The organism is Pseudomonas sp. W15Feb34, assembly GCF_023127765.1.
Lineage (GTDB): Bacteria > Pseudomonadota > Gammaproteobacteria > Pseudomonadales > Pseudomonadaceae > Aquipseudomonas > Aquipseudomonas synxantha_A.
Genome location: NZ_SPKN01000044.1, coordinates 51430 through 63551, shown reverse-complemented (window position 1 = coordinate 63551; position 12122 = coordinate 51430). Strand labels below are relative to the sequence as shown.

Annotated in this window: 7 protein-coding genes; 4 read left to right on the top strand and 3 right to left on the bottom strand. The window is 60.1% G+C overall.

Features of this window, described 5'->3' with window-relative positions:
• Positions 1 to 5: 5 nt before the first annotated feature.
• Positions 6 to 3959, bottom strand: coding sequence for a trifunctional transcriptional regulator/proline dehydrogenase/L-glutamate gamma-semialdehyde dehydrogenase (gene putA, locus E4O97_RS20270; protein WP_103733923.1), 3954 nt, complete (start codon positions 3957 to 3959; stop codon positions 6 to 8).
• Positions 3960 to 4420: 461 nt separating this feature from the next.
• Here putA and putP point away from each other — a divergent pair, with 461 nt between their 5' ends.
• Positions 4421 to 5905: a sodium/proline symporter PutP gene (gene putP, locus E4O97_RS20265; RefSeq protein WP_005784119.1), complete on the top strand. Its 1485-nt coding sequence runs from the start codon at positions 4421 to 4423 to the stop codon at positions 5903 to 5905.
• Positions 5906 to 6347: 442 nt separating this feature from the next.
• Here putP and E4O97_RS20260 read toward each other — a convergent pair whose 3' ends face one another.
• A complete protein-coding gene (locus E4O97_RS20260) occupies positions 6348 to 7295 on the bottom strand; it encodes a hypothetical protein (protein WP_248162046.1) in 948 nt (315 codons plus the stop codon).
• A gap of 346 nt (positions 7296 to 7641) precedes the next feature.
• Here E4O97_RS20260 and tssI point away from each other — a divergent pair, with 346 nt between their 5' ends.
• From tssI to rlmJ, 3 genes are all read left to right on the top strand, one after another.
• The gene (tssI, locus tag E4O97_RS20255) at positions 7642 to 9663 is read left to right on the top strand and encodes a type VI secretion system tip protein TssI/VgrG (protein ID WP_248162043.1); all 2022 of its coding nucleotides are present in this window, start codon (positions 7642 to 7644) and stop codon (positions 9661 to 9663) included.
• Positions 9663 to 10388, top strand: coding sequence for a DUF4123 domain-containing protein (locus E4O97_RS20250; protein ID WP_248162041.1), 726 nt, complete (start codon positions 9663 to 9665; stop codon positions 10386 to 10388). The genes tssI and E4O97_RS20250 overlap by 1 nt, the downstream gene beginning before the upstream one ends.
• Positions 10389 to 10485: 97 nt before the next feature.
• The gene (rlmJ, locus tag E4O97_RS20245; protein WP_005784124.1) at positions 10486 to 11322 is read left to right on the top strand and encodes a 23S rRNA (adenine(2030)-N(6))-methyltransferase RlmJ; all 837 of its coding nucleotides are present in this window, start codon (positions 10486 to 10488) and stop codon (positions 11320 to 11322) included.
• A gap of 136 nt (positions 11323 to 11458) precedes the next feature.
• Here rlmJ and msrA read toward each other — a convergent pair whose 3' ends face one another.
• Positions 11459 to 12106: a peptide-methionine (S)-S-oxide reductase MsrA gene (gene msrA / locus E4O97_RS20240; RefSeq protein ID WP_216090642.1), complete on the bottom strand. Its 648-nt coding sequence runs from the start codon at positions 12104 to 12106 to the stop codon at positions 11459 to 11461.
• Between the last annotated feature and the right edge of the window lie 16 nt (positions 12107 to 12122).

Here is a 12122-nt window from a genome sequence, read left to right as displayed (position 1 = left end):
AGGTTTTAACCGATAGTCATCAGGCTGGCGTTACCGCCTGCCGCTGCGGTGTTGACGCTCAACGCCCGCTCGATCACCAATCGCTCCAAGGCAATGGCCGTCTCACCCTGAGACATACCATGCACCCCAACAATCGCCCCACCGCGCTGCGCCACTTGCTGGCACACCGCACGCAATTGGTCGGAATCACCGTGATGCAGCACGGCGTCAAACACTACGTCGTCCTTGGTCCAGTCGGCCACGCGCTTGATCTTCGCCTGAATGTCTCGCGGCAGGCGTGGGAACAGAGCCTTGGTCAGCTCGGTTTCCGGCCATACCGCCGAACCGCCGACGGCCAGCACTGCCGCCAGTTGGGTCAGCAGATCGCCTTCCACTTCAGCCAGGCACAGCACGTGTTCACGCGGCAGGATCGCGTAGCTGTTGCGCTCGCCGGTCGGGCCGGCCAGTTGGCGGGTGATACCGCTTTGCGACTGCGCTGCGAACTGCGTGCACAGTGCGCTCAGTTCGCTGAACTTGTGGCTGTCGGCCCAGGTTTTCAGGGCTGTCAGCGGTTGGCTCATGGCGTCGCGCAGACGTACGTCCGGTGCAGTCAATGCGTCGCCACGTACGAAGGATTGCTCGATCGCGTCGGTAGGACGAGTCGACAGCAGGCGGTACAGGTACAGCGGGCCACCGGCTTTCGGGCCAGTGCCCGACAGGCCTTCGCCGCCGAACGGTTGCACGCCGACCACGGCACCCACGATGTTGCGGTTGACGTAGACGTTACCGGCGTTGACGTTGTCGATCACCTTGGCGATGGTCTCGTCGATGCGGGTATGCACGCCCAGGGTCAGACCGTAGCCCGACGCATTGATCTGGCCGATCAACTGGTCGATCTCTTTACGCTTGTAGCGCACTACGTGCAGCACCGGGCCGAAGATCTCGCGTTGCAGCTCGTCGAAGCTTTCCAGCTCGATCAGGGTTGGCATCACAAAGGTGCCGCGCTTTATCTCTTCGCCATCGGCAATTGCAACCTGATAAACGTTGCGGCCTTTGTCGCGCATGGCCTGGATGTGTTTCTCGATGCCGGCCTTGGCTTCGGCGTCGATCACTGGGCCGATATCCACCGACAGGCGCTCCGGGTTGCCCAGACGGCATTCAGCCATGGCGCCCTTGAGCATTTCGATGACGCGGTCTGCCGAATCTTCCTGCAGGCACAGTACACGCAAGGCCGAGCAACGTTGGCCGGCGCTGTCGAAAGCCGACGACACCACGTCGATCACCACCTGTTCGGTGAGCGCCGACGAATCAACGATCATCGCGTTCTGGCCACCGGTTTCGGCGATCAGCGGGATCGGGCGACCCTGGGCATCCAGGCGCCCTGCGACATTGCGTTGCAACAAGCGAGCAACTTCGGTGGAACCGGTGAACATCACGCCTTTGACGCGATCATCACCCACCAGGCGGGCGCCGACGCTTTCGCCTTGGCCGGGTAGCAGCTGCAGCACGCCCTCGGGAATGCCGGCTTCGAGCAGGATGCGCACGGCTTGGGCGGCGACCAGCGGGGTCTGTTCGGCAGGCTTGGCCAGTACCGGGTTACCGGCGGCCAATGCCGCAGCCACCTGGCCGCTGAAGATGGCGAGCGGGAAGTTCCACGGGCTGATGCAGACCACCGGGCCCAGTGGGCGATGGGCATCGTTGGTGAAGTCGTTGCGCGCCTGCACCGCGTAGTAACGCAGGAAGTCCACGGCTTCACGCACTTCGGCGATGGCGTTGGCGAAGGTCTTGCCGGCTTCACGGGCCAGCAGGCCCATCAGCGGCTGGATCTCGCCTTCCATCAGGTCGGCGGCACGCTCCAGAATCGCGGCGCGTTCGGCGGGCGGGGTGGCCTGCCAGATCGGCGCGGCGCTGATCGCGCACTGGATCGCGTTGTCGACGTCTTCGACGGTAGCTTCCTGTACGTGGCCGACCACATCCCGCAGGTCGGACGGGTTCAGCACCGGTTGGGCCGCTTCCTGGCTGGAGGCGCAACCGAGCATCGGCGCGGCTTTCCAGTTGTTGTGCGCGGTAGCCAGCAGGGCGCAGGACAGCGACGCCAGACGGTGTTCGTTGGCCAGGTCGATACCGGCCGAGTTGGCGCGGTCGCTGCCATACAGGTCACGCGGCAGTGGAATACGCGGGTGCGGCAAGCCGAAGCCGCCTTCCAGCGTGGCCATCTGCTCGATGCTGGCCACTGGATCGGCCACCAGCTCCTGGATCGAGATCGATTGGTCGGCGATACGGTTGACGAACGAGGTGTTGGCGCCGTTTTCCAACAGGCGGCGTACCAGGTAGGCCAGCAGTGTTTCGTGGGTACCGACCGGCGCGTACACACGGCACGGACGGTTCAGCTTGCCTTCGGAAACCTTGCCCACCACTTGTTCGTACAGCGGTTCACCCATGCCGTGCAGGCATTGGAACTCGTACTGGCCGGGGTAATAGTTCTGACCGGCGATATGGTAGATGGCCGACAAGGTGTGGGCGTTGTGCGTGGCGAACTGCGGGTAGATGGCTTCCGGCACCGACAGCAGTTTGCGTGCGCAGGCAATGTAGGAAACGTCGGTGTACACCTTGCGGGTGTACACCGGGTAGCCTTCCAGGCCCTCGACCTGGGCGCGTTTGATTTCGCTGTCCCAGTACGCGCCTTTTACCAGGCGGATCATCAGGCGATGGCGGCTGCGGCGGGCCAGGTCGATGACGTAGTCGATTACATACGGGCAACGCTTCTGGTAGGCCTGGATCACAAAACCGATACCGTTCCAGCCGGTCAGTTGCGGCTCGAAACACAGACGCTCCAGCAGGTCCAGGGACAGTTCCAGCCGGTCGGCTTCTTCGGCGTCGATGTTCAGGCCGATGTCGTATTGCTTGGCCAGCAAGGTCAGCGACAGCAGGCGCGGGTACAGTTCGTCCATCACGCGCTCGTACTGCGCACGGCTGTAGCGCGGGTGCAGGGCGGAGAGCTTGATGGAGATGCCCGGGCCTTCATAGATCCCACGGCCATGGGAGGCTTTGCCGATGGAGTGAATGGCTTGTTCATACGAGGCCAGGTACTTCTGGGCATCGTGTTCGGTGAGGGCGGCTTCACCGAGCATGTCGTAGGAGTAGCGGAAGCCCTTGGCTTCGAACTTGCTCGCATTGGCCAGGGCTTCGGCGATGGTTTCGCCGGTGACGAACTGTTCGCCCATCAGGCGCATGGCCATGTCGACGCCTTTGCGGATCATCGGCTCGCCGCTTTTGCCGATGATGCGGCTCAGGGAGGAGGTCAGGCCCGCTTCGTTGTGGGTGGCGACCAGTTTGCCGGTCAGCAACAGGCCCCAGGTGGCGGCGTTAACGAACAGCGACGGGCTGTTGCCCAGGTGCGGCTGCCAGTTGCCGGTGCTGATCTTGTCGCGGATCAGCGCGTCACGGGTGCCTTTGTCCGGGATGCGCAGCAGCGCTTCGGCCAGGCACATCAGCGCCACGCCTTCCTGGGACGACAGGGAGAATTCTTGCAGCAGGCCCTGGACGATACCGGCACGGCCGCCGGCGCTCTTCTGGTTACGCAGTTTCTCGGCAATGGTGGCAGCCAGCTTGTTGGTGGCTTCGGCCATGTCTGCCGGCAGGCGTGCCTGCTCGATCAGCATCGGTACCACTTCCGGTTCCGGGCGACGGTAAGCGGCGGTGATCGATGCGCGCAGTACCGATTGCGGCAGGATGCTTTCAGCGAACTCAAGGAAGCACTGGTGGGCGTGGTCAGCCTGGATCTCGCCCGCGTCTTCGGCGTCCTTGCTGCTCAAGCCATTGAGCTCGGACAGGGTTGCACCACCCTCGAGTTTCTCCAGGTAATTGAAAATTGCCTGCTTGATCAGCCAGTGCGGCGTGCGATCAATGGAGGTCGCGGCGGCTTTCAGGCGCTCGCGGGTTGGGTCGTCGAGTTTGACCCCAAGGGTGGTCGTTGCCATTTTCTTATCCTCATGGGTGCCACTACCGAGTGGCATCTGCTGGCGGCAAGATTAGCTTTGCCCATGCAGAGGTGCAACCGGGTGCAACCCTTTTGTTCAGGAAATTTTCGACGGTTGATCGGAAAAAAATTGGCCTTCGACAAAATTCGCCTGGCATTGGTGCATTTGCTTCTGAGATCGGCTGTTCTTGCTCCGAAAAGGAGCAAAAACAGTGCGTTTGTCCTAAATCGCGCCTGGGTGCAACTTATTCGCAAGAAACTGGTTGCACCTTATTTGCTTTGTTGAATAGCATTCGCGCACCAAGGTGCAACCACCTCTAAGGTTTGGTTCATCGGCTGGCGGCTTTCCTGGGGAAACGCCAGTCATAAATGCGCGGCTAGCAGGCTCGTCTACTCGGTTATCCACCAGTGGCGATCTGACAGACCGTCGCTACATAAAAACAAAGCCAGGGCGTCACTCATATGAGCGTTAGCAATCCAACCCTGATCACGTTCGTGATCTACATCGCAGCAATGGTGCTGATCGGCTTGATGGCCTATCGCTCCACCAACAACCTTTCCGATTACATCCTCGGCGGTCGCAGCCTTGGTAGCGTGGTGACAGCTTTGTCGGCCGGTGCTTCCGACATGAGCGGCTGGTTGTTGATGGGCCTGCCGGGCGCCATCTACATGTCCGGCCTGTCGGAAAGCTGGATTGCCATCGGCCTGATCGCCGGTGCTTACCTCAACTGGTTGTTCGTGGCTGGCCGCCTGCGGGTGCAGACCGAACACAACGGCGACGCCCTGACCCTGCCGGATTACTTCTCCAGCCGCTTCGAAGATAAAAGCGGCCTGCTGCGGATCATCTCGGCAGTGGTGATCCTGGTGTTCTTCACCATCTATTGCGCCTCCGGCATTGTCGCCGGTGCCCGCCTGTTCGAAAGCACCTTCGGCATGTCCTACGAGACCGCGCTGTGGGCCGGTGCTGCGGCAACGATTGCCTACACCTTTATCGGTGGTTTCCTGGCGGTCAGCTGGACCGACACCGTACAAGCCACGCTGATGATCTTCGCGCTGATCCTGACGCCGATCATCGTGCTGCTGGCCACCGGCGGTGTGGACACCACGTTCCTGGCCATCGAAGCCAAAGACCCGACCAACTTCGACATGCTGAAAAACACCACCTTCATCGGCATCATCTCGCTGATGGGCTGGGGCCTGGGCTACTTCGGCCAGCCGCACATCCTGGCGCGTTTCATGGCGGCCGACTCGGTGAAGTCGATTGCCAACGCACGTCGCATCTCCATGACCTGGATGATCCTGTGCCTGGGCGGCACAGTGGCAGTGGGCTTCTTCGGTATCGCTTACTTCTCGGCGCATCCGGAAGTGGCTGGCCCGGTAACTGAAAACCCTGAGCGAGTGTTTATCGAACTGGCCAAAATCCTGTTCAACCCATGGGTTGCCGGTGTATTGCTGTCGGCGATCCTCGCGGCGGTGATGAGTACCTTGAGCTGCCAGTTGCTGGTGTGCTCCAGCGCCCTGACCGAAGACTTCTACAAGGCGTTCCTGCGTAAAGGCGCTTCCCAGCTTGAGCTGGTTTGGGTCGGTCGGATCATGGTGCTGGTAGTGGCCTTGATCGCCATCGCCATGGCCGCCAACCCGGAAAACCGCGTGCTGGGCCTGGTCAGCTACGCCTGGGCCGGTTTCGGCGCTGCGTTCGGCCCTGTGGTGCTGATCTCGGTGATCTGGAAAAACATGACCCGCAACGGCGCACTGGCCGGCATCCTGGTCGGCGCGATCACCGTGATCGTGTGGAAGCACTTTGAACTGCTGGGTCTGTACGAAATCATCCCAGGCTTCATCTTCGCCAGCCTGGCGATCTACTTCGTGAGCAAGATGGGCGCACCGACGGTTGGTATGGTCGAGCGTTTTGATGCTGCGGAAAAAGACTACAACCTGAACAAGTAATTCGCTGGGCGCTGAGCGCTTGGAGGATGAACAAAAGGCCCGCGCACTATGGTCGCGGGCCTTTTTTACTTCAGTGGGTCAACCAAAGGAGACGGCGGCCATCCCTGACAAGCCGAGCGTGCAGAGAAGGAACGTTAGATGAAGCAGAAGCTTTGTTTGACGTGGAAAGGCCCGCACCTGCTCCAAGTCAGCGACGCCTCGCCAAGCATTGAATCGGGGTAGCGCAATGACGCAATACACTGCGCAAAGCCTCGCTATCCTTTCCCTTGGCGAATTTCTCAAATAACTGCTGTGGAAGGCGACCAAGCGACATCTGTCCAGGAGTGCTTCCATGGACTCAAGTTTTCGGTAGCACAAAAAGAACATAAGTATGTTTGAGACGATTGCTGCGGATATTGAGCTAATGGCGACCAATATGATTGGAGGCCAATTCATGAACTCCTCAATACTCATACAAAAACTCACCTACCTTTTCGCCAGCCACACCGCCAAAATGCCCTCCTGCGGCACCGCCGATACCTCCGGCAACCAACATACAGGCTAGAGCCCCTGGACCAGTACTAGGAGCCAATAAAAAAATACACAGCGCTGTGCCGCCAAAACCACCTGCTAAGCCTCCACTAACCCCTGTGCTCAGTTTTCCCAACTCTACATATTTCGCTTTCCTGCACTTCTCCTCTCTCCCCGTAGAGCATGCCTCCTTGATCTCCAGCGCTGTCACCGTCGTACTCAACGCTATCCCCAACGGCGTCCCGTTTTTAAGCAGCTTCGCTGTCTTCGAAATCCGTGCGATGGTCTCTTGATATCGGCTTATCTCCCCCGTATGCAAATAGCTTCTGGTTGAGATTCCCAGCATTTTTTTGATCGAGCCTTCATTGCGCAGCTCTGTGCCATAACGAGCAAAACTACGCAGTTGGGCGTCCAGCCTTGCAAACAGTGTTCGGCGTCGTGCAAGAAACTCATCTCTGTCGGCACCACCGCCCCGGCGTAGCGACTGTTTATGCAGGGCATCAATGTCTTCCAGGGTTTTTGCAACGTCTTGCAAATGCTTGCTCCAGGCATCACCTGCCGTGCCTATTCCCAGCGAGGTATACCCCAGCAGTTTTTGCAGCAAATCATAGTTGTGCAGTGCAAAGGTATCCCCGCCTTCGGCCATCACACTATGGCGAATGTCCCAGGCGGCTCGCATCAGGCGTGACTCTTCCAGGGTGCAGGCTGCGGTGGTGTCGTCGCCGATAATGACGAGTTGACCCGGTAGTACCACCACATTGCGAATGTGCGTGTTGAGCGCATCGAACTTGGTTTCGGCCTGTTTGCCCAAACGTAATTTGGCCTTGAGCTCCACAGAGGTTTGTTGCCGGTCATTGATGAAGGTGTAGGGCTGGGGCATTACACATTCCCCAACAGTGACTGGCTCGAAGCGTGGCGATTGCCTGCCATGAAAACATTCCTTTTGAATGAACATGGCGGCGCAATTTAAACAGGTGATGGGACGGTGTCGTGGTTATGGAGGGGCGTTTCGGGGTGGTGTTTTTGTGTTTGGGAAACCGGCTACTGGGCTGCCGTAATATTCTGTCAGACCTGTGTATTTTTACTGCAATGGGGCTTCAGCACATGGCTCCCCTCCCAGATCAAATGAAGGCGGTGGTAGGACCTTACTGATTTACCTGGCATAAGCTCAGGCCGGCTACGAGCTGGTGCAGAATCAGCTGCCACCCTTCGCAGAGAAACACCGGATGTTCGCTCCTGCCAACCAAAGTGCATTTACCCTGGCCCTGGATGGGGCGCCCAGTGACCTCAAGGTGTATGAGTTCAGTGGCTCCGAGGCCATCAGCCAGCCTTACCGTTTCGAACTTGAGCTGGTCAGCGAGCAGCCGAATATCGACCTGGAGAGCTTGCTGCATCGTCAGGTATACCTGGGTTTCGATGACCGCGGCCATGGTGTGCATGGCCTGGTGTACCGGGTCGCCCAAGGCGATTCCGGACGGCGCCTGACACGCTACCAGCTCAGCCTGGCGCCGCACCTGGCGTATCTGGCGCACAGCAGTCATCAGCGGATTTTCCAGCATCAGACGGTGCCGCAGATCGTTGCGCAGGTGTTGGCGGGGCAGGGCATCCACAGTGACAGCTTTGAGTTCCGGCTGAGCGGTCAATACCCTGAGCGTGAGTATTGCGTGCAATTCGGTGAGACGGATCTGGCGTTCATCCAACGTCTGTGTGCCGAAGTCGGCATTCACTATCACTTTCAGCATTGCCCCGATGCTCATTTGCTGGTGTTTGGCGATGACCAGACGGTATTTGCCCAGGTCGATCAGCCCACGCCGTACCGGCCTGGGTCGGGCATGGTTGCCCAGGCGCCGGCGATCAAGCGTTTCACACTGCAATTGGCAACCCGCACCACGGCGGTCAATCTGCGCGATTACGATTTTTGCAAACCGCACCTCGAGCTGCAAAGCACGGCGGCCGACGCGCAGTTGCCCAAGCTTGAGGCGCAGCAGTTCCCCGGCTATTTTTCCGACCGGGCCCATGGCAAATACCTCGCCCAGCGTAGCCTGGAGCGGCACCGCAGCGACTACCGCATCGCCCAGGGGCAAAGCGACGAGCCGGCCTTGGCCGGCGGCAGGTTCCTGCAATTGAGGGAGCACCCGCGCGAGGAGTGGAATGACTTATGGTTGGTCACCCAAGTCACCCACGAAGGCAAACAGCCCCAGGTGCTGGAGGAAGCGGTCACCGAGGTGGTTGGCGGGGCGTTTCGTCAGGGGTATGGCAACACCTTTGTTGCCACGCCGTGGGATGCAATCTTTCGCCCGCCCTTGGCTGAGCAGCCGCGCCCGACGATATCGGGTTACCAAAGCGCAGTGGTCACTGGCCCGGTTGGCAGTGAGATCCATTGCGACGAATACGGACGGGTAAAGGTGCAGATGGCGTGGGATCGCATCGGCGAGCACAACGATCATTCCAGTTGCTGGCTGCGGGTGGCCAGCGGCTGGGCCCATGACCGCTATGGTGTGGTGCTGATCCCCAGGGTCGGCATGGAGGTGCTGGTGGGCTTCGTCAATGGTGATTTGGATATGCCGCTGGTGGTGGGGTGCCTGCCTAATGCCGCCACGCCGATGCCCCTCGACCTGCCGGCGGACAAGACCCGCAGTATCCTGCGTAGCCAGAGCAGCCCGGGCGGTGGAGGCTACAACGAACTGCGCATCGAAGACCGTAAGGGGGCCGAGGAAATCTACCTGCGCGCCCAGCGGGACTGGACCCAGCATGTGCTCAATGACCAACAGGTGCAGGTCGATAACCAGCGTCGTGTGCGGGTGGGCGGCGAGTCGCACCATGAGTTGCAGGGTGAAGAGCGGCGCATCACCCATGGCAACCGCCTCACTGAACTCAAGCAGGATGATCATCTGGCGGTCGGCGGTTCGCAGTACATGCGTGCCGGGCAGACCATTCAATTGGGCGCTGGGCAAAGCATCGTCATTGATGCGGGGGCCAGCGTGACGATTCAAGCGGGCGGGCAGTCGATCACGCTGTCGGCGGGCGGGATATTCAGCAGTGTGCCAATCCAGCCGGGCGGCGCGCCTGTTCCGGCGGCGCCGCCGTTAATGCCGGGGGTGAAGGAAACATTGTTGGCCGTTATTCCCGCGCCGCTAAGCCCTGCGCAAGTGGCCAGCCTCAAGCGCAGTGCGCCGTTTTGCGAAGAGTGTGAGCGCTGCAAAAACGGGCAGTGCGATATCAGCGCCCACGCACGGAGTTTCCCCTGATGGCCTCACCCTTGACGCCCCGCGCCTGGCTGGCCCAAAAACCGTTGCAGCCTGATGAGCAGCTATACGTCGTCATGGGCAACACCAGCGAGGCCAAGCCGTTTGCAGCCTGGCAAACCATGGCGGTCGCACCACCGCCGCAACCGGTGTGGGCGGGCACGCCCTATGCCGATTGGAATGAGGTGATGCCTTATGTTGGCGTTGTCGAGCCTGGCAGTGCTTTTCTCGACTGGGTAGCCACCACCCAGGCCTTGGACTGGGGCTGGCTGGCGGTGTCTTCGTGCCCGTTGGAGGTTGTGATCGATCACTTGAAGGGTTTGACCCAGGTGTACCTGCCTGAAGATCAGCCGGTATTTTTGCGCTTCTGGGATGGCGCGCAGTTTTTGCCGATGTTGCAGCAGTTGGGTGACGATGCCGCAACTGTGCTGTCGGTATTCCAGCGTTACTTAATCAATGGACAGTCGTTGGCAGTCTCGCCCCGCCAGGTGGCTGCGGCCAAACCCAGCCCTTGGTGGCGAGTGCCGGCGCCATTGTTGGCAAGCCTGGCGCAACACTCGCCCCAGGTGCTGATCGACAACCTGTTGCAATGGCTCCAGGAGCAGCGTCCCGACTTATACACTGCGTTTACACCCACGATCCTGCAGCACAAGGTCGCCTACTTCGCACGCAGGCCGGATATCAGCCATGCCGAGGTGGCGGACTACCTTGGCGTACAACTGAGTTAAACCCATGAGGCTCGCGTGATATCCGTACCGCCCGCCATGCGGCCCTGCACCTTTGCACCGGTAGAAGGTAAACTTCGCCCCCTGCGCAGGAGCAACCATGAATTATCGTCACGCCTTTCACGCCGGCAACCATGCCGATGTCTTCAAACACCTGACCTTGACCCGCCTCATCGCCCTGATGTCGCGCAAGGAGCAGCCGTTCGCCTACCTCGACACCCATGCCGGCATTGGCCTGTACGACTTGCAGGGCGACCAGGCCAACCGCACCGGTGAATACCTGGAAGGCATCGCTCGCCTGTGGGGCGCAAGCGACCTGCCGCCGCTCACCGCGGACTACATGCGCGTGCTGCACGAGATGAACCCGGACGGCCAGTTGCGCTACTACCCGGGCTCGCCGGAGCTGGCGCGACGCCTCACGCGTCCCCAGGACCGTGTGCTGCTCAACGAGAAGCACCCCGAAGATGGCGTGCTGCTCAAGGACAATATGAAGGGTGATCGCCGGGTCAAAGTGCATCTGGGCGAAGGCTGGCATGTGCCGCGTGCCCTGTTGCCGGTGCCGGAAAAACGCGCGTTGATGCTGATCGATCCGCCGTTCGAGAAGCTCGACGAAATGCAGCGTTGTGCGGCGTCCCTCAAGGAAGCCGTCAGCCGCATGCGCCAGACGGTCGCGGCGATCTGGTACCCGGTGAAGGACCAGCGCATGTTGCGCCGCTTCTACCAGGACCTGGCCGGTACCGGTGCGCCGAAGTTGCTGCGGGTGGAACTGCTGGTGCATCCACTGGACACGCCCAACACCCTGACCGGCTCGGGCCTGGCGATTGCCAACCCGCCGTGGGGTCTGGAAGAGGAGTTGCGTGAGTTGCTGCCGTGGCTGTCCAAGAAGCTTGGCCAGACCCAAGGTGGCTGGCAGATGGATTGGCTTATCGCTGAATAGTCAGCGCTCAGGCCACACACAAAACTAAATGTGGGAGGGGGCTTGCTCCCGATTGCTGAGTGTCAGTCAGTACTTCTGTAACTGACACACCGCAATCGGGAGCAAGCCCCCTCCCACATTTGGTTCTATGTTGACCTTAGATCGGGCAGGTCACGCCTGTGCCGCCGATCCCGCAGTAACCCTGCGGGTTCTTCGCCAGGTACTGCTGGTGATACGCCTCGGCAAAGTACACCGTCGGTGCTTCTTCGATTTCCGTGGTGATCTCACCCAGGCCGGCCTTGTTCAGCTCTTGCTGATAAGCCTCGGCACTGGTTTTGGCCGCCGCCAGTTGTTCAGGCGTGGTGGCATAAATCACCGAGCGGTATTGGCTGCCAATATCATTGCCCTGGCGCATGCCCTGGGTCGGGTTATGCAGTTCCCAGAACATCTTCAACAGGTCTTCATACTTGAGCTTGGCCTGGTCATACACCACCAGCACCACTTCGCTGTGGCCGGTCAGGCCTGAGCAGACTTCTTCGTAGGTCGGGTTCGGCGTGAAACCGCCGGCATAGCCGACCACCGTGCTGACCACGCCGTCGCGTTCCCAGAATTTACGTTCAGCGCCCCAGAAACAACCCAGGCCGAAGATCGCAAAACCGACATCATCAATAAACGGACCCAGCAGCGGGTTGCCGTTGACGAAGTGCGTTTCCGGCAACTTCATCGGGGTTTCACGGCCAGGCAAAGCTTGTTCTTGAGTAGGCAGCACGTTTTTGTTCACCAGAATTTCCGAGCGCAAGACCATGATCAGTCCTCTCGTC